Source organism: Pseudomonas sp. MF08831 (genome assembly GCF_059862645.1).
The window spans coordinates 355,303-380,567 of the sequence record NZ_JCBCUX010000005.1 but is presented as its reverse complement, the minus strand read 5'-3'; the positions used below and the strand labels follow the sequence as shown (position 1 = coordinate 380,567).

The 25,265-nt window shown below is 62.4% G+C and carries 23 protein-coding genes; 11 read left to right on the top strand and 12 right to left on the bottom strand.

Going from position 1 to position 25,265, the window contains the following annotated elements; all coding sequences use genetic code 11:
- The first annotated feature begins 157 nt into the window (after window positions 1-157).
- Both AC19YS_RS13545 and AC19YS_RS13540 read left to right on the top strand, forming a co-directional pair.
- Window positions 158-664, top strand: coding sequence for a sigma-70 family RNA polymerase sigma factor (locus AC19YS_RS13545; RefSeq protein ID WP_500601951.1), 507 nt, complete (start codon window positions 158-160; stop codon window positions 662-664).
- Complete coding sequence (locus AC19YS_RS13540; RefSeq protein WP_500601949.1) at window positions 661-1,398, top strand: anti-sigma factor family protein; 738 nt, start codon at window positions 661-663, stop codon at window positions 1,396-1,398. Before AC19YS_RS13545 ends, AC19YS_RS13540 begins: the two co-directional genes overlap by 4 nt.
- On the opposite strand, the gene AC19YS_RS13535 is transcribed toward AC19YS_RS13540, so the two are convergent.
- From AC19YS_RS13535 to AC19YS_RS13505, 7 genes are read right to left on the bottom strand one after another with little or no spacing between them, the layout of a single operon-like run.
- Window positions 1,395-2,384 carry a Csu type fimbrial protein gene (locus AC19YS_RS13535; protein ID WP_437128640.1) on the bottom strand — a complete coding sequence of 330 codons (990 nt, stop codon included), beginning with the start codon at window positions 2,382-2,384 and terminating at the stop codon, window positions 1,395-1,397. The two genes, AC19YS_RS13540 and AC19YS_RS13535, sit on opposite strands and share 4 nt — an antisense overlap.
- Window positions 2,385-2,400: 16 nt before the next feature.
- Window positions 2,401-4,794: a fimbria/pilus outer membrane usher protein gene (locus AC19YS_RS13530; RefSeq protein ID WP_500601947.1), complete on the bottom strand. Its 2,394-nt coding sequence runs from the start codon at window positions 4,792-4,794 to the stop codon at window positions 2,401-2,403.
- Window positions 4,795-4,835: 41 nt separating this feature from the next.
- Window positions 4,836-5,621, bottom strand: coding sequence for a fimbrial biogenesis chaperone (locus AC19YS_RS13525; RefSeq protein ID WP_500601945.1), 786 nt, complete (start codon window positions 5,619-5,621; stop codon window positions 4,836-4,838).
- Between the two features lie 27 nt (window positions 5,622-5,648).
- On the bottom strand, window positions 5,649-6,149 hold the full coding sequence (locus tag AC19YS_RS13520) for a Csu type fimbrial protein (protein WP_371924160.1): 501 nt from the start codon (window positions 6,147-6,149) through the stop codon (window positions 5,649-5,651).
- A gap of 5 nt (window positions 6,150-6,154) precedes the next feature.
- On the bottom strand, window positions 6,155-6,688 hold the full coding sequence (locus tag AC19YS_RS13515) for a Csu type fimbrial protein (RefSeq protein ID WP_106578825.1): 534 nt from the start codon (window positions 6,686-6,688) through the stop codon (window positions 6,155-6,157).
- A gap of 18 nt (window positions 6,689-6,706) precedes the next feature.
- Complete coding sequence (locus tag AC19YS_RS13510) at window positions 6,707-7,249, bottom strand: Csu type fimbrial protein (RefSeq protein WP_106578826.1); 543 nt, start codon at window positions 7,247-7,249, stop codon at window positions 6,707-6,709.
- Window positions 7,243-7,770 carry a Csu type fimbrial protein gene (locus AC19YS_RS13505; protein WP_442793511.1) on the bottom strand — a complete coding sequence of 176 codons (528 nt, stop codon included), beginning with the start codon at window positions 7,768-7,770 and terminating at the stop codon, window positions 7,243-7,245. The genes AC19YS_RS13510 and AC19YS_RS13505 overlap by 7 nt, the downstream gene beginning before the upstream one ends.
- Window positions 7,771-7,958: 188 nt before the next feature.
- On the opposite strand from AC19YS_RS13505, the gene zapE reads away from it, so the two are divergent.
- Together zapE and AC19YS_RS13495 are read left to right on the top strand one after the other, a co-directional pair.
- Window positions 7,959-9,053, top strand: a complete 1,095-nt coding sequence (zapE, locus tag AC19YS_RS13500) for a cell division protein ZapE (protein WP_500601942.1) — start codon at window positions 7,959-7,961, stop codon at window positions 9,051-9,053.
- Window positions 9,054-9,093: 40 nt separating this feature from the next.
- Entirely contained in the window at window positions 9,094-10,398 is a 1,305-nt protein-coding gene (locus AC19YS_RS13495) for a protein kinase (protein WP_500601941.1), read from the top strand.
- 123 nt (window positions 10,399-10,521) lie between these two features.
- On the opposite strand, the gene AC19YS_RS13490 is transcribed toward AC19YS_RS13495, so the two are convergent.
- Window positions 10,522-11,229 (bottom strand): YebC/PmpR family DNA-binding transcriptional regulator, encoded by a 708-nt coding sequence (locus AC19YS_RS13490; RefSeq protein WP_090402660.1) that lies wholly within the window; start codon window positions 11,227-11,229, stop codon window positions 10,522-10,524.
- A gap of 99 nt (window positions 11,230-11,328) precedes the next feature.
- Window positions 11,329-12,186, bottom strand: coding sequence for a LysR substrate-binding domain-containing protein (locus AC19YS_RS13485; protein WP_106578830.1), 858 nt, complete (start codon window positions 12,184-12,186; stop codon window positions 11,329-11,331).
- A 108-nt stretch (window positions 12,187-12,294) separates the two neighbouring features.
- Here AC19YS_RS13485 and AC19YS_RS13480 point away from each other — a divergent pair, with 108 nt between their 5' ends.
- The 3 genes from AC19YS_RS13480 to AC19YS_RS13470 all read left to right on the top strand — a co-directional run bounded on the left by AC19YS_RS13480 (window position 12,295) and on the right by AC19YS_RS13470 (window position 14,968).
- Window positions 12,295-13,404 (top strand): 2-aminoethylphosphonate--pyruvate transaminase, encoded by a 1,110-nt coding sequence (locus AC19YS_RS13480; protein ID WP_500601939.1) that lies wholly within the window; start codon window positions 12,295-12,297, stop codon window positions 13,402-13,404.
- A gap of 29 nt (window positions 13,405-13,433) precedes the next feature.
- Window positions 13,434-14,261: a phosphonoacetaldehyde hydrolase gene (gene phnX, locus AC19YS_RS13475; RefSeq protein WP_119739791.1), complete on the top strand. Its 828-nt coding sequence runs from the start codon at window positions 13,434-13,436 to the stop codon at window positions 14,259-14,261.
- Between the two features lie 113 nt (window positions 14,262-14,374).
- A complete protein-coding gene (locus tag AC19YS_RS13470; RefSeq protein ID WP_106578833.1) occupies window positions 14,375-14,968 on the top strand; it encodes a cytochrome b in 594 nt (197 codons plus the stop codon).
- Between the two features lie 197 nt (window positions 14,969-15,165).
- Here the strand turns inward: AC19YS_RS13470 and AC19YS_RS13465 are convergent, their stop codons facing one another.
- Complete coding sequence (locus AC19YS_RS13465) at window positions 15,166-16,056, bottom strand: 1-aminocyclopropane-1-carboxylate deaminase/D-cysteine desulfhydrase (protein ID WP_500601937.1); 891 nt, start codon at window positions 16,054-16,056, stop codon at window positions 15,166-15,168.
- 56 nt (window positions 16,057-16,112) lie between these two features.
- Window positions 16,113-18,152, bottom strand: coding sequence for an oxidoreductase (locus tag AC19YS_RS13460; RefSeq protein ID WP_500601935.1), 2,040 nt, complete (start codon window positions 18,150-18,152; stop codon window positions 16,113-16,115).
- Window positions 18,153-18,364: 212 nt separating this feature from the next.
- Between AC19YS_RS13460 and AC19YS_RS13455 the strand changes: the two genes are divergently transcribed.
- The 3 genes from AC19YS_RS13455 (at window position 18,365) to AC19YS_RS13445 (ending at window position 21,862) form a co-directional block, all read left to right on the top strand.
- The gene (locus AC19YS_RS13455) at window positions 18,365-19,495 is read left to right on the top strand and encodes a carbon-nitrogen hydrolase family protein (protein WP_119739785.1); all 1,131 of its coding nucleotides are present in this window, start codon (window positions 18,365-18,367) and stop codon (window positions 19,493-19,495) included.
- Between the two features lie 4 nt (window positions 19,496-19,499).
- Window positions 19,500-20,534, top strand: coding sequence for an AraC family transcriptional regulator (locus AC19YS_RS13450; RefSeq protein ID WP_200624434.1), 1,035 nt, complete (start codon window positions 19,500-19,502; stop codon window positions 20,532-20,534).
- A 326-nt stretch (window positions 20,535-20,860) separates the two neighbouring features.
- Window positions 20,861-21,862, top strand: a complete 1,002-nt coding sequence (locus AC19YS_RS13445) for a transketolase-like TK C-terminal-containing protein (protein ID WP_200624435.1) — start codon at window positions 20,861-20,863, stop codon at window positions 21,860-21,862.
- A 126-nt stretch (window positions 21,863-21,988) separates the two neighbouring features.
- On the opposite strand, the gene AC19YS_RS13440 is transcribed toward AC19YS_RS13445, so the two are convergent.
- Entirely contained in the window at window positions 21,989-22,459 is a 471-nt protein-coding gene (locus AC19YS_RS13440) for a MarR family winged helix-turn-helix transcriptional regulator (protein WP_106578839.1), read from the bottom strand.
- 145 nt (window positions 22,460-22,604) lie between these two features.
- On the opposite strand from AC19YS_RS13440, the gene aceE reads away from it, so the two are divergent.
- Complete coding sequence (gene aceE / locus AC19YS_RS13435; protein WP_200624436.1) at window positions 22,605-25,265, top strand: pyruvate dehydrogenase (acetyl-transferring), homodimeric type; 2,661 nt, start codon at window positions 22,605-22,607, stop codon at window positions 25,263-25,265.

Sequence of the window (25,265 nt, the reverse complement as noted above, 5' to 3'; positions counted from 1 at the left end):
AGGGCCAGAGGCCTAAGCGGTGAAACATAAGGTCGGAGCATTAAGACGAACGCCGATCCGCTCTATTCCCACGCCCTGTGTTTATTTTTCAGGCTTGGGAATAACCTTCAACGTCAGACGTCTCTCTAGTCCCAGCGTAACGACCAGCCAGATTCCCATGCATGAACTCGACGAACAGTTACGTGAACTGATCCCCAGGATGCGGCGCTTTGCCGTGTCCCTGACCCGTAACACCAGCAGCGCCGACGACCTGGTGCAGTCGACCCTGGAACGCGCAATCACCCGATGGGCCGACAAACGCATCGAAGGCGACCTGCGCGCGTGGCTGTTCTCGATTCTTTACCGGCAATTCCTCGACGCCCACCGCCGCAGCCGGCGTTACGCGCGCATGCTCGACTTCTTCACCGGCCGTGACGACGCGCAACCTTCGGTGGAGCGCACGGTGATGGCCCAATCGGCCTTGCAGGCTTTTGACCAACTCAACACCGAACAGCGCGCCCTGTTGCTCTGGGTGTCGGTCGAAGGCTTAAGCTACAAGGAGGTTGCCGTCATCCTCGAGGTGCCCGTCGGCACCGTCATGTCGCGCTTGTCCCGGGCGCGCCAGGCCCTGCGCCAACTCAGTGATGGCGAAATTGTCAGCCCTTCCCTGCGGATACTCAAATGATCAGCCTGCCCCCCAGCGAACGCGATTTGCACGCCTACGTCGATCACCAACTGCTGGAGAGTGATCGCCGCGTGCTTGAAACCTACTTGGCGACCCACCCCGACGTCGCTGCCCAGGTGCATGCCTGGCAACAGGATGCGCAAGCACTGCGCGCGTCATTGAGCGGGGCCTTGCAACAACCGGCCAACCCCGCGCTGGACCCGGTGCTGATTCGCCAACGCATCAAACACCAATCGCGTCGCCACTTCGCCACGGCTGCCGTGTTGTTGATCGCCGTCAGCCTGGGCGGTTTTGGCGGCTGGCACGCCCGCGAAGCGACCCAGCCTGCCCTGTTGCCGATGACCGACGCCATGCAAGCGTTCCGCCTGTTTGCTCAGGACGGCATCATGCCCGCCGACTACAACGCCCAGGACGGCGGCTCGATGCAGGCCTGGCTGGATCGCTACTTCAACCAGGCGCACCGCCTGCCGGACTTGAGCCAGGCAGGTTTCAAGCCGGTCAGCGGGCGCTTGCTCACCACTGAGCAGGGCGCTGCCGCGATGGTGCTGTACGAAGACCCGCAAGGCCGACGCATCAGCTTCTACATCCGCCCGCCTGGCCCGGAAAACGGCTTTCTGCCCCGCGGCAGCCGCAGCGCCGATGGTTTGCAGGCCGAGTACTGGTCCGGCAGCGGCTACAACTACGCGATGGTCAGCCCGGTGGATCAGCCAACCACGCAGATGATGAAGTTCTAAAAGCCCACGTCCAGCACCACGTTGTCCAGATAGGTGCCGCCCGGCGGCGTGGTCTGGTCGGTGTAGACCTTGGCGTTGTAGTTGAACACCTGGCTGCCGGTGCCCAGGCCGTTGCCAGGGTTGACCTCGGCCGTTGAACTGGCCCGACGCGCCGTGCCCACGCTGCCCCAGCGGGTTGTGCTGGCACTCTTGAAGATGTCGTAAGCAAGGAAGTTACCGGCGGACACCATCTGCCGTCGGCCACCCACACTCACCGGGTTCTGCCCGTCACTGAGGCCCACGGTGTAGGCGCTGCCCTTGGTGCAGGCAACGCTGGCCTGCCCGTTGACGGTGGCAAATGCACTGACCACCGGCGCGCTGCCAAAGGCGATGGCGGGCGTAGTGATCTGGCAGTCATTGACCACGGTCATGCTCACATTCAGCGTGGTCGTGCCGTTGTTGATCTCGCGGCCCGCGCAAATCCCACCAATGCCAATGCCCGAACAGTAATTCCAGTTCCAGAAGATACTCAGGGTTTCGGTGTACACACCTGCCGCCACATTACTGCCGACGGTGGTGGCGAAATACAGCGGCACAATTTTGGTACCCGGCCCGAACACCAGGCCAAGGGAGGCGGCAATGCCACCACTGCCGCCAAAATCGAACGCGGTGCCGCGCGTCATTGGGAACGCGGTGGTGTTGTTGGCATAGATCGTATAGCTGATGACATCCCCGGTCGGCCCGACCAGGCCGCCTTGCGAGGAGCCGGTGACGGTCGCATAGAAATGGTCATTGGAGGTCAAGACTGACAGTAGCGCTGGCGTGCAGCTCAACCCAGCGTTGGTGGTCGAACTCGGCTGGGAGGTGGTGCGCACGGTCATAGAACTCACCGTGGTGCCGAAACTGGCCGGCACAGTGGCGCCCACCGTGCACACCGCCTGCACCTGCACCGACACGCCCAGGCTCGCCAACAACAATAACCGCAACAGCCAATCCTTGACCTGCACACGCACACTCCTTATGTCATTGGCACACCAGTGGCCCGATCAGCGGCACCTGCTCCTGTGTGGTATCCAGTTCGAACGTCGCCTGGCAGGTCTGGCCATCGCCGACGGTGACCTGCAAGGTGTTGTGGGCCGCCAGGTTTTCCAGGTAGACCAGCCCGTCCCACCCCACCACCGCCAGCGCGCCGCTTTGCTCGTGTCGCACCTGGCTGCCCAGGGGCAAATCCTGATGCTGCGCATCGACCAGGGTGATGCTCGCCGCGAGCACCCGGCGCACCGGAAACTCCAGCAGGTAGCCACTGCCACGGCGCACGGCCACGCGCTGCTCGACGTTGGGCACTTGCATGTTGGCCGGCAGGTTCAGCGGGTCGATCTCGTATTTGGCCCGGTAGTAGGCGCTGGTCCACGGCACCAGCAAGTGCCCGTTGCGGTCGGTTTCACCCACCACTTGGTTCTCGTAACGCACCGGTACGCCGCCGACGCCATCGGTGCTCACCACCACAAACGCATCGTCGACACGGTTGGCCGCGAACACGTGGTGGTCCATCCATACCAGCGAGCCACTGGCATCCGCCCAGCGGGTTTCGGCGTCGCGGTTGCCATACACGCCGGCCTGCAACTGCACCGACTGCAAGCGCCAGGTCAGGTCGGCCTGCCGATAAGCCGGCCCGTCACCGCTGGCGTAACCCAGGTTGAAGCCCACGCCGCCCTCGGCCGGCACTGCCCGGCTGTAGTTGACGCGCTGCTGGCTTTGTCCGGTTTTGCTGCGTTCGCTGCCCACGCTGAGGCTGCCGTAGATGTCGAAGGGCACCACCACTTGGGCCTGCACTGCCCAACTGCTGTCACCGACCTCGTGGTTGGCCGACAGGTAGAAACTGCTGTTGCGCCAAAGCGCTTTACTCCAGGTCATGTTCACCAGGCGGGTGCGAGAATCATCCGCCGCCTGCACATCGAAATATCCCACGCCCAAACTGCCGAAATCGTTGAGGTTCAGGCTCAAGGTCGCTTGCTGGCTGCGCTTGCTGAGGCTGGCATAGGGCGTGTCGACCAGACTCAGGTCGGCGTACTCATCGCGGCGCTCTACCCGTTGATAAGACACGCTGTAACGCTGATTGCTGTACTGGTAGCCCAGGCTCAGTTGCTGGCCTGTGCGCCCGTCGAACTGGCTTTGGCTGACGGCGGTATTGAGCACGCCGAAGTTGCCCATGCGCAGGTTGCCGCCGACACCGCCCAAGGCCAGGTCACCCGCGGCTTCGGCGTGGCTTTCCAGGGTAAACGCATCCGACAGCCCGTACCGAAACGTGCCGCTCGCCACGCCGGAGCCGTAGCCAAAATCGCGCACGGTGTAGTCGCGGCGCAGGTTACCCGCCGCCACCGAAAAGTCCGACAAGCCCTTTTGCAACAGCGTACTCGTGACGTAGAACGGCACCGTGGTCGAGACCTGCCGGCCCAGGGCGTCGGTGGTCACCACCACCGCCTCACCCGCGCCGTTGATGAACGGCACGTTGGTCAGGGTGTACGGCCCAGGCTGCAGGTCGGCGCTGCTGGTTTTGTAGCCGTTGATAAACAGGTCCACCGACGACGGCACGGCGGCCTCACCGGCAAACTGTGGCAGCGGGTAGGTGACCAAATCCGGGCGCACGCCAAAATCGCGCGACACTTGTACACCGCCAAGACGCACCGAGGTGCTCCACGGCAAGGCACCGCTGATCACGTCGCCGGCCTCATAGGTCAGCAGGCGCTCGTCGTCGGAAAACCGCCACGTGGTGTCATAACGCCGATAGCCGTTGTCCAGGCTGCCGCCGGCTGTCTCCCGGCCAAGCGTGGTGCGGTACTGGCCGGTGTTGGACAAGGTGCCCCAGGTGTCGAACAACCTGACTTCGTTGAAGATGCCGAGGTAGGTGCCGGCGTCATCGGTGTCGTTGAGGTAGGCGTCATAGTTGAGCAGCGCGCCAAAGCTGGTCAGCGCCTGGGTGCGCGGGTAATTGTTGCGGTTGCCGATAAATTGCTCCGGCAACCAGGCCGGCGGCACGCTGAGCATCAGGCGCTGGCCCTGGCTGTCGTAATCGGTGTGCATGCCTGGCAGGTTTTCCAGCGCAACCTCGGCGGGCACTTCACCCGGCAGCTTCATACCGATTTCCTGCAACACCGACGCCGGCAAGAACAATTGCCCGGCACGCTGATTGACGGCGACCACGCGCCCGGTATCCATCTGATTGACCACCAGTTCCAGAAACAACTGCGCATCGGCAAAAGCCTCCATACTGCTGGGAGGAGGCGGCAATGGAGCGGCCACACCCGGCGCCGCAAGCACCAGGCCAGACAGGCCACTCACCACCCACACCGATCGCCATAAACCTCTCGCCCGTTCATGGCTCACCAAGGCTTTGTGTCCATCAATGGACATCTCCATCCGTTAACACCAGGGGCTGCTCCATGCCCTACCGCACTGATTTATCGCCCCGGTGCAAGGTTCTCCAATTGCGTCGCACCATTGACTCGCACCTGCAGCGGCTGATCAGCCGGCAGGCCCTCCGGCACCGGCCAGCGCATGGTTGCGCCCGGCAGCACATAGCCCATCAGGCCTTCCACCAGCGGCCGCGGTTGGCCGCCCTGTTTGAACGTGGCGTCGGTCAAGCGTGCATGCACGGCGCCCTGGTTGCGCATTTCGACGTAGTTGCGCCCACCCACTGTGACCTTTTTCCAACTCAGGTCCGGCTTGCCGGCACTTTTGGGGTCGCGCTCGCGGGTGCCATCTACCTTGCTCCAAAGGCCCGGGCCATAGGCGAACAGCGGCACCGAATAGCGCATCTGGAAGCGAATCGCAGCGGCCGTCTTGCCATCAGCCGGGGCCGCAGGCGGCGCGGCCGGGGGGATTTCATCAATGATGATCCGGTAGGCCAGTTCCCGGCCCGGCGGCACCTCTTTGGTCCGGGTCAGGCGCACCAGCTGTTTCTGCCCCGGCTCGATTTTCGCCACCGGCGGGCTGCCGATCACGTCGCGCTGGTTCTGGTACTGCTCATCAAAACCGCTCTGGGTCCAGGCAAACACGCGGATTTGCAGGTTGGCGGTCTCCGTGCCGCGATTTTCCAGCCACAGGGCGCTGGCCTGTTGGTCGGCCTCCAGCACCGGGTCAATCGGCCAGATCAGCACCGAGCTGGCCGCCTGCGCCTGCCCTGCCGTCAACGCCAACAACGCGCTCAAACCTGCTGCCCACCAGTGCCGGGAAGCTGCATACATAAGTCTTACTCCTCATTGCCAATCGCCTTACCACGACAGCTGCACCTGCAACGTGTCGCTGTACGTCCCCCCAGGCGTATTACCCGGTAACTGCACTCGCCCATAAATCGGCAAGGTGATGCTGGCTGCGTTGGTGTAGGCCACGCTCACGCTTTGACTGATGCCTAGGCTCTGGCTGAACGCCGCGTCCCGAAACAGTTGATAAGCCACTTGAGCAGTGCCGCTATTGAGCTGCATCCGCCGACCGCTGTTGTTGTGCAATCCGCCATCGACACTCATGCTCAGCGCAACCCCCGGCGTACATTGCAGGGTCACGCCCCCCGTGAGTGCGACAGACGCCGTGCTGGTCGCCAGGGCCGAATAAGTGCCAAAGGCCAGGCTGCCGTAGTTCGTCCCGCCACCCACCACCAGGCATCCAGGGGTGATGGTCGCGCTGACCTGGAACGACTGACTGGTCACCGCCAGCAGCGACACCGGCATGCCCCAGCCGATGCACACCACACACGCCGCCCACCCTGCCCGGCTCATGGCACTTAGAACGTCAGCGTCACGTTGACCGTGTCGGTGTAAGTCCCGGCCGGCAGCCCGGCCTTGCCGTTGGCCTTACCGTAAATATTCACGGCCTGAGCCACGCCCGTGCTGGGTGCCAGGTTGATCACCCCACCGATGGCGAGCAAATTGGAATGGCCACTGTCGGTGAACAGGTCATACGGCACGTAATTGGCCACACCGTCGTACAGCGCGCGACCACCGCCCACAGACTTGCCGTCGTTGGCGCCGGCAGACACGGTCAGCGTCGGTGAAGTGCCCGCCGAACACAGAATCGACAACGCGCCACCGCCGCCGCCCAGCACCTGGCCGTCGGCTTCAGTGAACAGGCTGTTGGCCGTACCGAAGTTCAGGTTACCGAAGCTCATCCCGCCGGTGGCCGCCGCACCATTGACCTGGCAGCTGCTGGTCAGCACCAGCGTTGCGGTGACGGTGCCGGCGACCGTGGCCGCCTGCGTACCCGATACCCACACCAGCGCCATCAATGGAAAAACTGCTTTCGATACAAGTGCATGCATGATGTTCATCCTCATGATTTACCAATCCAGAGTCACCGTCAGGGTGTCTGTGTAGATGCCGGCCGGTAGGGCCCTGGTATTCGCCACCACCGAGCCGAATACCGGGATCGGTACTTGTGTGCCCTTGGTCACGACGAAATTGCGTTGTTGGCCAATGCTGTAAGTGCTCTGGCCCAGCGGATCGGCCGACAGCCGATACGGGATGGTCTGACGCCCGTTGCTCAAGCGTCGCGTGGTGCCATCGCCGTGCGCGCCGCCGTCGATCGTCACGGTAAAACTGCTGACCACCGACGGATTGCAGGACACCGACAGCGGCGCCTTGTCGCCATCGGAAACGGCTGCGCCCAGTGGGTTGCTCCAGGTCGGGCCCTGGCTGCCAAAGTCGAGCATTGCCGTGCCGCCCGCGGGGCTCACGGGCGCGCTTGCGGCGCCTTTGCTCACCTCACAACTGGCGGTTATCACCAGCCGCGCATGAATCTGCCCGGCCACGGCCGCCTGGGCGTCTTCTGCCAGCAGCAACAGGCCGCCCATGGCCACGAGGGCCCAGCCCCGGCTTACCATGTGACCGTGACCTTGAGCAGGTCGGTGTAGCGGCCGACGGCGGGGATGTCCTTGAGCGGTTCGATGCGGCCATATAAGGGCAAGTCGACGCTGCCCGAGTCCGGCACGCGGCCACTGAGCGGTTCATTCACGGGCAAGGCAATACGTCGCGCGGCGTCGGCGTAAAGGCGATAGGGAATAGGTTTACTCGAGGGGGTCGCGGCGCTGAGGTAGCGCACTTCGCCGACGCCGCCATGCAGGCCGCCGTCAACGCGCATTTGATAGGGTGTGTCCGGGTTGCATTCCAGGCGCGGCTGGCGCTGGCTGATCAAGGCCGCACTCAAGGGGCCGGCCGGGTCATTCAGACGCGGGCCGCTGCCAAAGTCCAACACGCCCAGCTGCTCGATACCCGCATCGCGGGTGATGCCCACCAGCTGGCAGCCCCGTTGCACGTCGATGCGCACTTCTACCTGAAGTTGCGCAGCGTAAACCGTGTTACAGAGTATGGCGCCCATGACTGCCAATACTGCTCGTCCCTTCACTGCCCCAATTCCTTATACAGGGGTGACAACTGTGTATGAGGTTAGCCATTTAAGAAGAAACCGCCAGTTTGCCCAGGACTACCCCCTCGCCATGCTTTTTCGAGATAGCTGGCGGCGCGCTTCTCTATTGGTCAAATCGCCTCGGGCGCCCTAAAGTGGGCGACCACCGCACGACAGAGTGACTTGCATTGGCTGTGCTTCCCCTGATTCAGCGTTTGCTGGGCAAAAAAACCGCCGTCCTGGCCCCCTCGCCTATCCCGGCGTTCTTTGAAAACAAGGCCAGGCAACAGGGCTATACCCTGAGCGCAGGCCAAACCCGGGCGATTGCCGCCCTCGCCCGCGAGACCCAGCACCTGCTCGCCAACCGTGCAACGCGCAGCCTGTACCTGCACGGCCCGGTGGGGCGCGGCAAAAGCTGGCTGCTCGATGGGTTTTTCCAGGCGCTGCCGATTGCCGACAAACAGCGCGTGCACTTCCATGCGTTTTTTGCCCGCCTGCATCGGGGCATGTTTGCGCACCGTGAGCACGACGACGCCCTGGGCGTGACCCTCGATGAGCTGTTGGCGGGATGCCGGGTGCTGTGTTTCGACGAATTCCATGTTCACGATATCGGCGATGCCATGCTTATCAGCCGGCTGTTCAAAGCCTTGTTTGCGCGCGGCGTGCTGGTGCTGGTGACCTCAAACTATGCGCCCGAGGGGCTGCTGCCCAACCCGCTGTACCACGAACGCTTCAAGCCGGTAATCGACCTGATTGCCGCGCGGATGGACGTGCTGGAGGTCAGCTCACCCGAGGATTTTCGCAGCTTGCCCCAAGCGCATGCCGAGCAGCACTTCACCGCTGGCCAGTATGTTTGGCCGGGCACGCCCGCCCAGCGTGAAATGCTCGGGCTGCCCGCCACCGATTGCCCGGCGCAAAGCCTGACCGTCGGCAATCGTCAGCTGATATGTCGCCACCATCAGGCGCCAACCATCGCGTTCACCTTCAACGACCTGTGCGAACAACTCACGGCCGTGATGGATTACTTGCTGCTCTGCGAGGACTTCGACCACTGGATTGTCGACGGGCTGCCCCAGTTGGCAGACTGCCCGATCGCCGTGCAACAGCGGTTTATCAACCTGGTGGACGTGCTGTACGACCAGGACAAACGCCTGACGCTGATCGGCCAACACCCCTTGGCGCATGCCCTTGAAGGGCAGGCCATCGACCTGGCTCGCACCGCGAGCCGTCTGAACCAATTGCAAACCGTCTACCCGCAACCGGCGCCTCACCCGGTATCATGAGCGCCTTTTTACGCCCTCTTGCCGAGTGACTGCGCCGTTCATGAATACCCTCGCCCAACTCAAGGCCGGCCAACTGGCCGGCATCACGCGCCTGGACCTGTCCTGCGGGCTGACCGAATTCCCGCGGGAAATCTTCGAACTGGCCGACTCCCTGGAAATCCTCAACCTCACGGGCAACGCCCTGAGCAGCCTGCCCGACGACCTGCATCGCCTGTCGCACCTGCGCGTGCTGTTCTGCTCGGACAACGCCTTCACCGAGCTGCCGGCGTGCCTGGGCCAGTGCGCACAGCTGAGCATGATCGGCTTCAAGGCCAACCGGATCAGCCACGTGCCCGCCGCCGCCCTGCCGCCGCAGTTGCGCTGGCTGATCCTCACGGATAACTGCATCAGCCAATTGCCCAACGAATTGGGCGAGCGGCCGTTGCTGCAAAAACTGATGTTGGCCGGCAACCAATTGGCGCACCTGCCGCAAAGCCTGGCCAACTGCCACAACCTGGAACTGATCCGCATCGCCGCCAACCGCCTGACTCAACTGCCGCAGTGGCTGCTGACGCTGCCGAGCCTGACCTGGCTGGCCTATGCCGGTAACCCGGTGGAAATGGCCGTGGATGTGGCGGGCGATGACGCGACACCGAACATTCCCTGGTCGGAACTGGAACTGGGTGACGTGCTGGGCGAAGGCGCCTCGGGGATCATTCGCAAGGCGGCGTGGCGACCGCGGGGGATGTCTGTCGCAGTCAAACTGTACAAAGGCACGATCACCAGCGACGGCTCTCCGCTGCACGAAATGCAGGCCTGCATCGCCGCCGGGCTGCACCCCAACCTGATCAAGGTGGAAGGCCGCGTGGTGGGCCATCCCGATGACCAGGCCGCGCTGGTGATGGACCTGATCGACCCGAGTTATCGCAACCTTGCTGCACTGCCGAGCCTGGCGTCCTGTACGCGCGATATCTACGCGCCCGACACGCGCTTCAGCCCCCAAGTGGCCTTGCGCATGGCGCGCGGCATAGCGTCGGTGGCGGCCCATCTGCACCGCCACGGCATTACCCATGGCGACCTGTACGGCCACAACATTCTGTGGAATGCCGAGGGTGATTGCTTGCTCGGGGATTTTGGCGCGGCGTCGTTCCATGCCACGGCGGACACCTTGGAAACCCAGGCGTTGCAGCGTATTGAAGTGCGCGCGTTTGGGGTGTTGCTGGGGGAGTTGCTGGAGCGGGTTGACACGCCGTTCAACGACCAGGCGTTGGTGGCGCTGCAAAAACGCTGCTGCCAGCCTGATGTGTTGGCGCGGCCAGGCTTCGAAGAGATCGAGACCTTGCTGCAAGCGCTGCCACACCACTGATCAAATGTGGGAGCGGGCTTGCTCGCGAATGCGTAGTGTCAATCACTGATTGGGTGACTGACACATTGCATTCGCGAGCAAGCCCGCTCCCACATTTTTTACCGCGTTCTATTCAGCGATAAATCAGCCAGCCAGGCCGACGAACATATCCTGCACGTCGTCATGGTTGTCCAGCCCTTCCAGGAAGGCTTCGACTTCGGCCATCTGCTCATCGGTCAAACCACTCACCGGGTTCTTCGAGATGTAGCCCAGCTTGGCCGACAACACCGTGAAACCCTGCTCCGGCAGGGCCTTCTGCACGGCATCCAGGTCGGTGGTTTCGGTGATGAACAGGGTGGTGCCCTCTTCTTCGCCGTCTTCGAAATCCTGGGCGCCGGCTTCGATAGCCGCCATTTCCGGATCAGCGTCCGGGGTGTCCGGCGACGCTTCGATCAGGCCGACGTGGTTGAAGTCCCAGGCCACAGAGCCCGAAGCACCCAACTGACCTTTGCGGAACGCCACGCGGATTTCCGCCACGGTGCGGTTGATGTTATCGGTCACGCACTCGACGATCAGCGGCACCTGGTGCGGGGCGAACCCTTCGTAGGTCACACGGTGGTACTGCACGGTTTCACCCAGCAGGCCGGCGCCTTTTTTGATCGCGCGCTCCAGGGTTTCCTTGGGCATCGAGGCCTTTTTGGCTTGCTCAACCACCAGACGCAGGTGGGCGTTGGTCGCGGTGTCGGCACCGTTGCGGGCGGCGATGGTGATTTCCTTCACCAGCTTGCCGAAGATCTTGCCCTTGGCATTGGATGCCGCTTCTTTATGTTTGACTTTCCACTGTGCGCCCATGACTCACTCTCTTTTGTCCATCGCGCCGAGACGTCTACTGGCCGGCGCTTTGGGGGCAGAGTTTATAGGGCAAAAAAAAATCGTTCCAGCAAAAAACCGTCAAGACGCCAACTCGAAAAACGCCTGGATCAGGCGCAGTGAACGGCGCCGCTCCATGCAACCGAGCATGTGCCGGTTGACCAGCCCGTCGCCCTGCAGGGGTATGGCGTGCACGCGCGGATCGCGGCTGACCTCCATTGACGACACCACCCCTACGCCCAGTTCAGCGGCGACGGCTTCGGTCACCGCCTCACGGCTGTCCAATTCGAGCAAGACCTTGGGCTGCACAGCGGCGCTGGCGCACGCGCTGTCGAAGGTGCGCCGGGTAATCGAGCCGGGCTCGCGAAGCACCATGATCACTTCGTGCAATTGCTCAAGGCGAATGCCCGCCGGGTCGGCCAGCCACGGGTGCCCTGCCGGCACCAAGGCGCAGATCCGCGATTCGTTCAGGGCTTGTAGGTGCAGGCCATTGCGCGGTTCCACCTCGGTGAGCACCGCCACATCCGCATGCTCGGACAACAGCGCCGCCAGGGTTTCCTGAGCATTGCCCAAGCGCAGGTTCACGGTGATGCCTGGGTAGCGCGCACGTAACCTGGCGATCATCGGCATCACCAGATGCGGGCCGTCGGCCGCCACCTCCAGGCGCCCGGTGAGCAACTGACGATTGGCTTCCAGCAGGGTCTGGGCCTCGTCCACCAGGCCAAAGATCGCGCGGGTGATCGCCGCCAGTCGCGTGCCCTCCTCGGTCAACTCCACCCGCCGCGCCGTACGCCGTAACAACGGGATCTGATAATGCTCCTCCAGAGCCTTGATGTGCCCGGTCACCGCCGGCTGGCTGATAAACAGCCGCGCCGCCGCCCGGGTGAAACTGCCCTCGCGGGCTACGGCATCGAATGCACGCAGTTGGAACAAGTTCATAGCTATCGGCCTCACTGATAGCTCGCATAACAACAAACAATTTGATTGATAACAAGCCAAACTGCACTTTAGGCGCCGTAGCTTCCCCAAGACTTGCGAGGACTTGAGATGACCACCGCCGCGCCCATTCTGCTCACACCCGGCCCCCTGACCACGTCCGTGCGTACGCGTCAGGCCATGCTGGTGGATTGGGGTTCATGGGACCAGCGATTCAACCAACTCACCGCCAGCGTCTGCGAGCAGTTGCTGGCGATCCTCAACGCTGCCGACAGCCATCACTGCGTGCCCCTGCAAGGCAGCGGCACCTTTGCCGTCGAAGCCGCCATCGGCACCCTGGTGCCGCGTAGTGGCAAGGTGCTGGTATTGATCAACGGCGCCTACGGCAAGCGCCTGGCCAGGATCTGCGAAGTGCTCGGCCGCCCATTCAGTACCTTTGAAACCGCCGAGGATGAACCTACCACTGCGGCCGATGTGGACCGTCTGCTGCGCGCCGACCCGGCCATTACCCACGTGGCGCTGATTCACTGCGAGACCAGCACCGGCATTCTCAACCCGCTGCCGCAGATTGCCGAGGTGGTGAAAAGCCACGGCAAGCGCCTGATCATCGACGCCATGAGTTCCTTCGGCGCGCTGCCAATTGACGCTCGCGAAGTGCCGTTCGACGCACTGATAGCAGCCTCGGGCAAATGCCTGGAGGGCGTGCCGGGCATGGGTTTCGTGTTTGCCGACAAACAGTCGCTGGCCGCCGCCCAAGGTCACTGCCACTCCCTGGCGATGGACCTGTTCGACCAGCACAGCTACATGGCCAGGACCGGGCAATGGCGCTTCACCCCGCCAACGCACGTGGTCGCCGCCCTGCACGAAGCGTTACTGCAATATCACGAAGAAGGCGGCCTGCCTGCGCGTCACCAGCGCTATACACGCAACTGTCAGGCGCTGCTCGATGGCATGGCCGAACTGGGCCTGCGCAGCTTCCTGCCGGCAGCGATCCAGGCGCCGATCATCGTCACCTTTCATGCGCCAAAGGACCCGCGTTACCAGTTCAAGGCGTTCTATGAGCGGGTCAAGGCCAAGGGTTTCATCCTGTACCCCGGCAAACTGACCCAAGTGGAAACCTTCCGCGTGGGCTGTATCGGCCACGTCGATGCGGCCGGCATGCGCGCCGCGGTCAAGGCGATCGCGCAGGTGTTGCAAGAAATGGAAGTGCTGGACATTTGATTTCCCCCATTACCCCCAGGATCTGCACCATGAATTACCAGAACCCCAACACCCTCCAGGCCGTTATCCTCGATTGGGCCGGCACCGTGGTCGACTTCGGCTCCTTCGCCCCCACGCAGATTTTTGTCGAAGCCTTCGCCGAGTTCGACGTGCACGTGTCCATCGAAGAAGCCCGAGGCCCGATGGGCATGGGCAAGTGGGACCATATCCGCACCCTCTGCGATCAGCCGCAAGTGGCCGAACGTTACCGCAAGGCCTTCGGTCGCACTCCGACCGACGACGACGTGACCGCCCTCTATGAGCGCTTCATGCCGCTGCAGATCGAGAAAATCGCCGAACACTCGGCGCTGATCCCAGGCGCTCTCGACACCATCGCCCGGCTGCGTGCGCAAGGCATCAAGATCGGCTCTTGCTCCGGCTACCCCAAGCAAGTAATGGACAAGGTCGTCGCCCTGGCCGCCACCAACGGCTACCTCGCCGATCACGTGGTCGCCACCGACGAAGTGCCCAACGGCCGCCCATGGCCGGCCCAGGCACTGGCCAACGTGATCGCGCTGGGCATCGATGATGTGGCGGCCTGCGTGAAGGTCGACGACACCGTGCCCGGCATTCTCGAAGGCCGTCGCGCCGGAATGTGGACCGTGGCGCTGACCTGCTCGGGCAATGCCCTGGGCCTGACCTACGAGCAATTTCGTGCCCTGGACAGCAGCACCCTGGCCCGCGAACGCGAGCGCATCGAGGCGATGTTCAAAGGCGCGCGCCCGCACTATCTGATCGACACCCTCAACGACCTGCCCGCCGTCATCACCGATATCAACCAGCGCCTGGCGCGCGGTGAAATGCCGCAAAGCCACTGACAGAGGTCAAAACAACGGCATTTACGCCAGGCAAAGCGCTCAAAACCGGCATACAGTTAAAGGACTCCGTCACCAAGAACGGAGGTTTGCCCTGATGAGTGAGGAACACAGCGATGCCGTGGAAAAACTCCGATACACGCTACAGCACCATGTCGATTGCGCTGCACTGGTTGATGGTGGTGCTACTGGCGGTGGTTTACGCCTGCATAGAGTTACGCGGCCAGTTTCCCAAAGGCAGTGGCGCGCGTACGTTGATCGTCGAAATGCACTTCATGTTTGGCCTCACTGTGTTCGTGCTGGTGTGGCTACGCCTGTTCGCGCGCAGCCTGGGCGTTGCGCCGAAAATCGTGCCAGCGCCCCCGCAATGGCAAAGCCTGTTGGCCACGCTGATGCACGTTGCGCTGTACGCGTTGATGATCGGCATGCCGATCGCCGGCTGGCTGATCGTCAGTGCCGAGGGGCATTCGGTGATGTTCTATGGCATTGAGCTGCCGCCGTTGATCGCTGAAAACAAGGCGCTGGCCAAAGAAATCGAGGGTTGGCACGTGCTGTTCGGCAAGATCGGCTACTGGCTGATCGGGCTGCATGCATTGGCGGGGATCCTGCACCATTACGTGATCCGCGATAACACAGCGCTGCGCATGATGCCGGGTGGAAGCGGGCTTGGGCGCAAGGGCGGTGGATCAGCCACCAAATGGGTCGATTGATACAGCGCAATCGCGGCCGGGTAGCCGACCGGAGTGAAGCAATGGCTGGAAAAAAGCACAGCAACACCGGATATACCTGGCTGCAATGAAAAGCCAATGTGGGAGCGGGCTTGCTCGCGAATGCGTTGGGTCAGTCAGCTCATTTGTACTGACCCACCTCATTGGCGAGCACGCCCGCTCCCCCCCACGGATTTGCGCTAGGCAGTAAACCCACGACGACCTTGCAGGCCGCCGGTATGCACGAAGATCAGACGAGTGCCGGGGGGAAAACGCCCAGCCTCGATTTGCTGCTTCAGCGCCAGCAAGGCCTTGGCGGTGTAAAGCGGCTCCAGCGGCAAACCACTGGCCTGCTCCGTGGCGTGCATGAAATCAAGCAACAACGGATCGACCTTGGCGAAACCGCCTCGGCTTGCGTCCACCAATTCATAGCCTTGCTGCACGATAGCCTGCACGTTTTGAGCGACGCCGTGGTCATCCGGCACCGCCATCGCGCCAAAGACTGCGTGCGCGCCCGCCTCGGCCAACGTCAACCCGGCCAGGGTCGTACCGGTGCCCGCCGCCAACCACCAGGCGTCGTAGTCGGCCCAGCCGAGGGTATTCAATTGCGCGCGCACTTGATCGACCAATACCGCGCAACCCAGGGCACCGGCCATTCCACCGCCGCCTTCCGGCACTGGGTAAAGTTGCGGGTATTGTGCGTGCCACGGCAACCAGAAATCCGCCGCATGCCGCGCGCGATAGCCGCCGTAGCCGAGCCAATGCAGCTGCATGCCAAAGGCTTTCAGGTCGAGCACAGTGGGTGTGTCTTGAGGATGACCGCGCAACAGGCCCACGGTCGGAAAACCGAAGCGTTTGCCGGCTGCCGCCAGCGCGTGCAGGTGGTTGGAGTGCGCGCCGCCGAGGCTGATGACTCCGCGGGCTCCGGCCGCCTGGGCATCGGCCAAGTGCTGGGTGAGCTTGAACCACTTGTTGCCGCTGATCAGCGGGTCGATGCAATCCAGGCGCAGCACTGCCACCTCGACGCCGTTCAGCCAATCCAGCTGCAACAGTTCAAGGGGCGCGTGGGGAAGCCAGTCGAAAGGGCCCATCGGGAGGCCTCTGAACGAAAAAAGGGGCGGCAGTCTACCACCGCCCCTTTTTCGTCTTACAACTCGGCAGCGAGGCGCGAGCCCTGGTTGATGGCGCGCTTGGCATCCAGCTCGGCCGCCACGTCGGCGCCGCCGATCAGGTGCACGTTCTGGCCTGCGGCGATTAGGCCGTCCTGCAACTCGCGCAGCGGGTCTTGCCCGGCGCAGATGACGATGTTGTCCACCGCCAGCAGCTGCGGCTCGCCGTCGGCGCCGATGCGGATATGCAGACCCTGGTCATCGATGCTCAGGTATTCGACGCTGTTGAGCATCTGCACATGCTTGTTCTTCAGGCCTGTGCGATGGATCCAGCCGGTGGTCTTGCCCAGGCCGTCGCCGACCTTGGAGGTTTTGCGTTGCAGCAGGAACACTTCACGCGCCGGCGCATGCGGCGCAGGCTTGATGCCGGCCACGCCGCCACGGGCTTGCAGTTGCGTGTCGATGCCCCACTCTTTCCAGAACGCTTCGCGGTTCAGGCTGGTGGACACGCCTGCGTGCACCAGAAATTCAGAGACGTCAAAGCCGATACCGCCAGCGCCGATCACCGCCACGCGCTTGCCCACTGGCTTGCGCTCAAGAATCACGTCCAGGTAGCTCAGCACCTTGGCGTTGTCGATGCCTGGAATCGCTGGCGTACGCGGCGCAATGCCGGTGGCCAGGATAATCTCGTCATACCCGCCCGCCGCCAGTTGCGCGACATCCACACGGGTGTTGAGGCACACCTCGACGTGGGTGGTCTGCAATTTGCGCTTGAAGTAGCGCAGGGTTTCAAAGAACTCCTCTTTGCCCGGCACGCGCTTGGCGATATTGAACTGGCCGCCGATTTCGCTGGCGGAATCGAACAAGGTCACTTGATGGCCGCGCTCCGCCGCCACGGTAGCCGCTGCCAGGCCCGCAGGACCGGCACCGACCACGGCGATTTTCTTGATCTGCTTGACCGGCAGGTAGTTCAGCTCAGTTTCGTAGCAAGCGCGCGGGTTGACCAGGCAGGTGGTCAGCTTGCCGCCAAAAGTGTGGTCCAGGCAGGCCTGGTTGCAGCCGATGCAGGTATTGATTTCATCGGCGCGGCCGGCAGCGGCCTTGTTGACGAACTCCGGGTCAGCCAGGAACGGCCGCGCCATTGAGACCATATCGGCATCGCCCTCGGCGAGGATCTGCTCGGCAACTTCCGGCGTATTGATACGGTTGGTAGTAATCAGCGGAATCTGCACCGCGCCGCGCAGCTTGGCGGTGACTTTACTGAACGCGCCACGCGGCACTTTGGTGGCGATGGTCGGGATACGCGCTTCGTGCCAGCCGATACCGGTGTTGATGAGGGTCGCACCGGCTTGCTCAATGGCCTTGGCCAACTGCACGATTTCTTCCCAACTGCTGCCGCCCTCGACCAGATCGAGCATCGACAGGCGGAAAATAATAATGAAGTTCGGGCCCACGGCTTCGCGCACGCGGCGCACGATGTCGACCGCCAGGCGCATGCGGTTTTCGTAGCTGCCACCCCAACGGTCGGTGCGGTGGTTGGTGTGGGCGGCGAGGAACTGGTTAATGAAGTAGCCCTCGGAGCCCATGATTTCCACGCCGTCGTATTCGGCGACCTGGGCCAGCAGCGAGCAGGTGACGAAATCCTGGATCTGCTTTTCGATGCCTTCTTCGTCCAGTTCCTTGGGCTTGAACGGGTTGATCGGCGCCTGGATCGCGCTCGGTGCGACCTGCTTGGGGCTGTAGGCATACCGCCCGGCGTGAAGGATCTGCATGCAGATCTTGCCGCCCGCTTCGTGCACGGCCTGGGTCACGATCTTGTGCTTCTGCGCTTCCTCGTCAGTGGTCAGCTTGGCTGCACCGGCATACACGCCGCCCTCGTCGTTCGGGCCAATACCGCCGGTGACCATCAGGCCGACACCGCCACGGGCGCGCTCGGCAAAATAGGCGGCCATGCGCTCGAAACCACCTGGCTTTTCTTCAAGGCCTGTGTGCATCGAACCCATCAGGGTGCGATTGCGCAAGGTGGTAAAACCCAGGTCCAACGGGGCCAGCAGGTGCGGGTAGGCAGCAGCGGTCATGGTACAGCTCCACAACGGATCATCACGGGACGTGGCAGGCTCGAATGGCCTGCCATCGGTTTATGTCCCACAGACTAAGAGGCGATGGACTGCCGCTCAATGACTGAAACTGACAACTTATTGATCCAAATGCACAGCGCCCCTTGGCAAGCAGGTGCCTGGGCCCTACCCTAGTCGGCGAACCCTGCACACGGTCTGTTGTCTGTTGCCCCATGCGTAAACTTCTAGCGTTCACCCTCGTCATGGCCCTGGTTGCCGCCGTCACCGCGTATCTGGTCTGGACCCAGGAGCGCCCTGTGGCGCACTACCTGTCGGACCTGCGCATTTCCCTGGCCGTCAATGAAGGCGAACCTGCCGATCGTGGCAACTTGCTCGGCATTCAGCCGGAGTTGTTCCCCGCCGATTACCAGAGCCTGGAACGCCTGCACCTGAAGCTCGCGGCGTACCTGCAAAAGGCCCGTGATCAGGGGTTGATCAATCAAAAGACCATCGTGGTCCTGCCCGAACATATCGGCACTTGGCTGATGCTCAGCGGCGAAAAAAACGAGTTATACCAGGCGGTCCATTTAAAAGACGCGATGAACTGGCTGTCGGCCAGCAACCCTCTGCAGTTTGCGCGCGCATGGATCAGCGCCACCGGCGACAACCGCATGGATGACGCCTACCTGCGTATGAAAGCCTCCGCCATGGCGCGCGACTACCAGCTGTTGTTCGGCGGCCTGGCCAAAGAGTTTGGCGTCACGCTGGTGGCCGGCTCCATCACCCTGCCCAACCCGAGTGTCGAACAAGGCCAACTGCATGTCGGTCATGGCCCGCTGTATAACGCCAGCCTGGTGTTCGGTGCCGACGGTTTGCCAGTGGGCCAGCCACAGCGCCAGTTCTACCCGATCTACGATGAGCGCGGTTTTATCCAACCGGGCGACGAAAATATCGTCAACGTGGTCGATACCCCGGCCGGGCGCCTGGGCATCCTGATCGGCAGCGACAGCTGGTACCCGGACAACTACCGCAAACTCAACGAGCAAGGCGCGCAGTTGGTCGCCGTGCCGGCGTTTGTGACCGGCCGCGAGACATGGGATCGCCCATGGCGCGGGTTTAAAAGCGTGTCGACGCCACCCGAAATCAGCCTCAAGCCCGAGGAACTCAGCGAAGGCGAAGCCTGGCACCGTCTGACCCTGATCAGCCAACAACCGATCAGCCAGGCAAGCGCCGGCATGAGCGTGTTCCTGCGTGGGCAGTTCTGGGACCTGGGCACTGCCGGGCACAGCTTTCTCAGCAGCAACGGGCGAGTCAACGCCGACAGCGGCGCCCGTGGCGCACGCCTGCTGAATATCTGGTTGTAACGCCTTGAAGCCGGTGCGCCTCGGGGATCTGTCAGTGGGCTTCGTGCACACCCTGGCGGACGCCATTCAAAGCCACGGCCTGGACCCGCAACCGCTGCTGCTGCAATACGGCCTGGACGCAGCGCGCCTCGCCGAAGCCGGTGCGCGCCTGTCGATCCCGCGTTACATGCGCCTGGGCCATGCGGCCATCCAACTGACCGGTGACCCGGGCCTGGGCTTGCGCATGGGCCAGCTCAGCCGCTTGAGCCAGGCGGGCCTTGCAGGGGTCACCGCCGCGCAAGCGCCCAACGTGCGTGAAGCGGCGCGCACATTGACCCGGTTCGAGGCGCTGTACGGCTCCAACTATCGCGGGCAGTCGAGTTTTCACGAAGATGCCGAAGGGGCGTGGCTGCGGTTCTATTCCATCAGCCCCTACAATGCCTACAACCGCTTTGTGGTGGATTCGATCATCGCCGGCTGGCTGCAGCAATTGTCCAGTTTGGCCCAACAACCGGTGCAGGCGCAGCGCATCGACATCGAATTTGAAGCGCCCCCGTATTGTGACCAGTACGCCGTGCTGGGTGACGGCCCGGTGCATTTTTGCGCCGACGCCAATCAAGTGCGCCTGAGCCAGCAAACCCTGGCGATGCGCAACCCGCAGCATTGCCCGAGTACCTGGCAGCTGTTGTTGAAGTTGTGTGAAGCAGAGTTGGAGCAGTTGACGCGCACCCGCAGCCTGCGCGAGCGCATTACCCGTTTGCTGGGGCCGATGCTCAATGGCGGCCGGGAACCCGACCTGGAGGAAGTGGCGGCACGCTTGAAGCTGCCCACCTGGACCCTGCGCCGCAAACTGGCCGAAGAAGGCACGCAGTTTCGCGCGATTCTCAACGACACCCGTCGCGATCTGGCCATGACCTACATTCGTGATACGGAGTTGGCGTTCGGCGAAATCGCCTACTTGCTCGGTTTTGCCTCAGCCCAAGCCTTTCAAAGGGCGTTCAGGCGGTGGAACAACCAGACCCCAGGGGAATTTCGCCGCAGTCAGCGGCATTCCGCCTGAAGTCGGTATTACAGCTCGGTGGCGTCATCGACCGGATCCAGCGGGTCCAATTCAAACGCATGGTACTCCAGCAGTTCTTCTTGGTAATCGTCCATGGTGGACTCCTTGTGAAGTTAAAGCGGCTGCCAATAAATGACCCGCACAGCCAGCCTAAAGTGCCGTGATGACGAAAAAATGTCTGTGCCATGACGTTCCTGCACATCCTGATTAAACGTAGCAGCGCTGGGTTGATTTAGCGTTTAACGTTTGACGTGCGATTGCAATCATTGCATGTGCAACTACATTTCTATTAGGGTACGAACCTCTGTTGCCTGGAGCTTCAACCCATGCCCGCCTCTACCGCTAACGCCGCGCAGCTGTGTATTGACGCACTGAACGGCGCCGAACCATCGCGAAGTTCGCCGTTGTACACGGTGATGACCATGGCCAATACCCTGGAATTCAGCCAGCAAGCCTGGGTAATTCGCGGCCAGTCACGCAGCCGACGCGTGGGGAGCTGGCCTACCTGGTTCGCGCGTAATACCGGCGAAAAACCACTGCTGTACCTGCACAGCGCGGCGTCGTCGGCGCAGCTGTGTGCGTTGTCGGATGAGACCGCGCAGCGCGGCATCCTGTGCAACGACATCGAGAACCAACCTTCGCCCTGGCCCAAAGGCGCGCAACCCTCGCTACCGCTGTGGCTGGCAAACCAGCCGCGTTGCACACCGTATGATCCGGCCTCGGGTGAGGAAGCCCGCGCGATAGTACTGGCCGGGTTGCGCACGTTGTACGTCGACGGCCAGCCCGGGTTTTATTACCTGGCGCTGCATGATCAAGAGACCGCCGTGACGCTGGATGCGCAAGACCGTGAAGATGCGCTCAGGGGCATGTACCCGATCCAACGTCGCCAAGGGGAGGTGCGATTGCTCGGTGCAGGTCGGGCACTGGTGGAAGTCGCTCATGCGGCTCAGTTGCTTGAACAGGACTGGAGCATCACGGCGCAGCTGTGGAGTTGCCCCAGCTACACGCGACTGGCCCGCGAGGCTGCGGCCGCTGCGCGCTGGAATCGGCTGCACCCCATCGCGCCCCGGCAGAGCTGCCATTTGCGTGATTGCCTGGCCGGGGATACCACCCCGGTAATCGCCGTCACTGGTTATCCGCAGCCGATTGTCGATCAGCTGGGGCCGTATGTTGACGCGCGTTTTGTGGCGCTGGGCGCCGGCTCAGTGCAGGCGTGTGCGCCGAGTCGTTTTTGGATCGCGGTGTGTGCGTTGAGGGCGTTGGCGGATGAAGGGTGTATTGACGCACACCAGGTGGAAATAGCGATGAAACGGTATCCACTTGAATGAATGAGAAACGCGATAAACATGTGGGAGCGGGCTTGCTCGCCAATGCGGTGGTTCAGTTAACCGGTAGGGTACTGACACACCGCTTTGGCGAGCACGCCCGCTCCCACATTGAATCTGCACCGTATCTCAGATCTTGCGTCGGTTGCGGGTGTGCACACCCGCCTCCACCGCCAACCCCGCCGTACGCTCCAGGGCATCGGCAAACAACTGGCGCTGCTCGGGCTCGATTTGCGACAGGAACAACTCGTCGACGGTGCTTTCGTAGATCGTCCACATTTTTTTGCGCAGCACCCGACCCGCGTCGGTGATCGAGGCAAACGCCGCTCGGCCGTCGCCGTCTGAACGTGAACGCACCACCAGGCCGTCCTTTTCCAGCCGGTCCACCAGGCGCGTCAGGTTATAGCGCTCGATCGCCAGCACATCGGCCAGTTCGTGCATACGGCGAGTGCCCTCGGGGCCGCTTTCCAGCCCCCACAGCGCGTCATACCAGGCGTACGGCGGCAGGCCCGCCTCAGCCAGCCGACGCTCGATTTCACGGATGACCGTCCTGTGGGCCCTGACAAAACGGAACCATACATCAGGCTCATTCGACGACATGCAACACCATCCGGGGAATTTCAAGAAGGTTGCAATAGTAGCTCATCCCGCGCTAGATTCAGGTATGTCGTTGCAATTGCAACTACATTGGCGCTACTCCCACAAGGAGCTCGCTGCTTCAAATCCGCCTACCCTGGAGCTTCACATGACCCCCAATAACGCTGTAAGACTGGACGACGATCCACAGGAAACCCGCGAGTGGCTGGAGTCCATCGAATCGGTGCTGTCCACCGAAGGCCGCCCGCGCGCCCACTACCTGATAGATCAGTTGCTGGATTTCGACGTAGCGCGCCATGGTGACTTCTACGGGCGGGTGACCACACCCTACGTCAACACCATTCCCGCCGACCGCCAGTTGCCCTACCCCGGCAACCTGGCTATCGAGCGTCGCACCAATGCGTTTATCCGCTGGAACGCCATGGCCATGGTCTTGCGCGCAGGCAAACATTCCGGTGTGGGTGGGCATATCGCGACTTATGCGTCAGCTGCTGTGCTGTACGACGTAGGCTTTGACCACTTCTTCCGTGGGCGCACCGACACGTTCGACGGCGACCTGGTGTACATCCAGGGCCACTCCTCTCCTGGCATCTATGGCCGCGCGTATCTGGAGGGGCGCATCAGCGAAGCACAGTTGGACAACTTCCGCCGTGAGGCCGGTGGCAAAGGTTTATCGTCCTACCCGCACCCGCGCTTGATGCCGGACTTCTGGCAATTCCCTACCGTCTCCATGGGGCTGGGGCCGATCACGGCGGCCTACCAGGCGCGATTCATGCGTTACCTGGAATTTCGCAACCTCAAGCAACACCAGGGCCGCAAGGTCTGGGCCTTCCTCGGTGATGGCGAAATGGACCAGCCGGAGTCCCTCGCCGCCATCTCCCTCGCTGGTCGCGAGAAACTCGACAACCTGATCTTCGTGGTCAACTGCAACCTGCAACGCCTGGACGGCCCGGTGCGCGGCAATGCCAAAGTGATTCAGGAATTCGAAAGCCTGTACCGCGCTGCCGGTTGGAATGTGATCAAAGTGATCTGGGGCGGTGGCTGGGACGCGCTGCTGGAAAAGGATCAGAGCGGCCTGCTGCGCCAGCGCATGATGGAATGCGTGGACGGCGATTATCAGAATTACAAATCGCAGAACGGCGCCTATGTACGTGAGCATTTCTTCGGTAAATACCCGGAGTTGCTGGCACTGGTTGCAGACATGTCCGACGACGAAATCTGGAAACTCTCACGCGGTGGCCATGACCCGGACAAGGTCTACAACGCCTACGCCGCTGCCGTGCGCCACCAGGGCCAACCGACGGTGATCCTGGCCAAAACCGTCAAGGGCTTCGGCATGGGTGAAGCCGGCGAAGGCCAGAACATCAACCACCAGCTGAAGAAAATGGGCGCCGAGGCGGTAAAAGCCTTCCGCGACCGCTTCGGATTGGAAGTGGCGGATGACCAGCTCGACGACATCCCCTACCTCAAGCCCGCTGCCGACAGCGAAGAAGCCCGCTACTTCGCCGCGCGTCGCCAAGCCTTGGGCGGCTATGTGCCCGCGCGCCACAGCGCCATCGAGTCGTTGCAAATCCCCGAACTGAGCGTATTTGCGTCCCAACTCAAAGACACGGGCGAGCGCGCCATTTCCACCACCATGGCCTTTGTGCGCATCCTTGGCACGCTGCTCAAAGACCCGCACCTGGGCAAGCTGATCGTGCCAATCGTGCCGGATGAATCGCGCACCTTCGGCATGGAAAGCCTGTTCCGTCAGATCGGCATCCATTCAGCGGTGGGTCAGCTTTACACCCCACAGGATGCCGGGCAACTGAGCTACTACAAGGAGAGCAAGGACGGACAGATCATGCAGGAAGGCCTGAACGAATCCGGCGCCATTTCCTCGTGGATCGCGGCCAGTACGTCCTACAGCAACCACGGCCTGATGACCGTGCCGTTCTACATTTTCTACTCGATGTTCGGCTTCCAGCGCGTCGGCGACCTGGCCTGGGCGGCGGGCGATGCGCGGGCGCGCGGGTTCCTGCTGGGGGCCACGGCGGGGCGTACCACGTTGATGGGCGAAGGCCTGCAGCATGACGACGGCCACAGCCATATTCTGTCGTCAGTGATCCCATGCTGCGTATCGTATGACCCGACGTTTGCCTACGAGCTGGCGGTGATCATTCGCGAAGGCATGCGGCGCATGTACGTCGAGCAAGAGGACATTTACTACTACATCACCCTGCTTAACGAGAACTACCCACACCCGGCCATGCCCGATGGCGTGGAGCACGGGATTCTCAAGGGCATGTATCGACTCAGCAGCCACCCGCAAGCGCAGGTGCAATTGATGGGCAGTGGCTCGATTTTGCGCGAAGTGATCGCCGCGGCCGACTTGCTCGAAAAGGACTTCGCCGTGCACAGCGACGTGTGGAGCGTCACCAGCCTGACCGAGCTGCGCCGTGACGGGCACGCGGCGCAGCGCTGGAACCTGCTGCACCCGCAAAGCGAGCCACGCGCGAGTTACGTTGAGGAATGCCTCGCCGGGCAACCCGGGCCGGTGGTGGTGGCCACGGACTACATGAAGTTATTCGCCGATCAGGTTCGCCCCTTCGTCCACGGCCGTCGCTTTGTAGCGCTGGGCACCGATGGGTTCGGGCAATCGGATACCCGCGAAACCTTGCGTGAGTTTTTCGAAGTGGACCGGCACTTTATCGTGCTGGCGGCCTTGAAGGCACTGGCCGATGACGGCGTGATCGGCCGGGACAACATCACTCAGGCCATCAGTCGCTACGGGATCAACGTCGACAAGGCGGATCCCGTAACGGTCTGA

What these genes read in the sequence shown, in the direction of transcription:
- AC19YS_RS13495 (WP_500601941.1), top strand. Translation starts at nt 9,094, where the DNA reads ATGAATACCCTCGCCCAACTCAAGGCCGGCCAACTGGCCGGCATCACG.
- AC19YS_RS13480 (WP_500601939.1), top strand. Translation starts at nt 12,295, where the DNA reads ATGACCACCGCCGCGCCCATTCTGCTCACACCCGGCCCCCTGACCACG.
- AC19YS_RS13520 (WP_371924160.1), bottom strand. Translation starts at nt 6,149, where the DNA reads ATGAGCCGGGCAGGGTGGGCGGCGTGTGTGGTGTGCATCGGCTGGGGC.
- AC19YS_RS13485 (WP_106578830.1), bottom strand. Translation starts at nt 12,186, where the DNA reads ATGAACTTGTTCCAACTGCGTGCATTCGATGCCGTAGCCCGCGAGGGC.
- AC19YS_RS13445 (WP_200624435.1), top strand. Translation starts at nt 20,861, where the DNA reads ATGCCCGCCTCTACCGCTAACGCCGCGCAGCTGTGTATTGACGCACTG.
- aceE (WP_200624436.1), top strand. Translation starts at nt 22,605, where the DNA reads ATGACCCCCAATAACGCTGTAAGACTGGACGACGATCCACAGGAAACC.
- AC19YS_RS13515 (WP_106578825.1), bottom strand. Translation starts at nt 6,688, where the DNA reads ATGCATGCACTTGTATCGAAAGCAGTTTTTCCATTGATGGCGCTGGTG.
- AC19YS_RS13460 (WP_500601935.1), bottom strand. Translation starts at nt 18,152, where the DNA reads ATGACCGCTGCTGCCTACCCGCACCTGCTGGCCCCGTTGGACCTGGGT.
- AC19YS_RS13525 (WP_500601945.1), bottom strand. Translation starts at nt 5,621, where the DNA reads ATGTATGCAGCTTCCCGGCACTGGTGGGCAGCAGGTTTGAGCGCGTTG.
- AC19YS_RS13465 (WP_500601937.1), bottom strand. Translation starts at nt 16,056, where the DNA reads ATGGGCCCTTTCGACTGGCTTCCCCACGCGCCCCTTGAACTGTTGCAG.
- AC19YS_RS13440 (WP_106578839.1), bottom strand. Translation starts at nt 22,459, where the DNA reads ATGTCGTCGAATGAGCCTGATGTATGGTTCCGTTTTGTCAGGGCCCAC.
- AC19YS_RS13455 (WP_119739785.1), top strand. Translation starts at nt 18,365, where the DNA reads ATGCGTAAACTTCTAGCGTTCACCCTCGTCATGGCCCTGGTTGCCGCC.
- AC19YS_RS13490 (WP_090402660.1), bottom strand. Translation starts at nt 11,229, where the DNA reads ATGGGCGCACAGTGGAAAGTCAAACATAAAGAAGCGGCATCCAATGCC.
- AC19YS_RS13540 (WP_500601949.1), top strand. Translation starts at nt 661, where the DNA reads ATGATCAGCCTGCCCCCCAGCGAACGCGATTTGCACGCCTACGTCGAT.
- AC19YS_RS13510 (WP_106578826.1), bottom strand. Translation starts at nt 7,249, where the DNA reads ATGGTAAGCCGGGGCTGGGCCCTCGTGGCCATGGGCGGCCTGTTGCTG.
- phnX (WP_119739791.1), top strand. Translation starts at nt 13,434, where the DNA reads ATGAATTACCAGAACCCCAACACCCTCCAGGCCGTTATCCTCGATTGG.
- AC19YS_RS13545 (WP_500601951.1), top strand. Translation starts at nt 158, where the DNA reads ATGCATGAACTCGACGAACAGTTACGTGAACTGATCCCCAGGATGCGG.
- AC19YS_RS13470 (WP_106578833.1), top strand. Translation starts at nt 14,375, where the DNA reads ATGCCGTGGAAAAACTCCGATACACGCTACAGCACCATGTCGATTGCG.
- AC19YS_RS13530 (WP_500601947.1), bottom strand. Translation starts at nt 4,794, where the DNA reads ATGGAGATGTCCATTGATGGACACAAAGCCTTGGTGAGCCATGAACGG.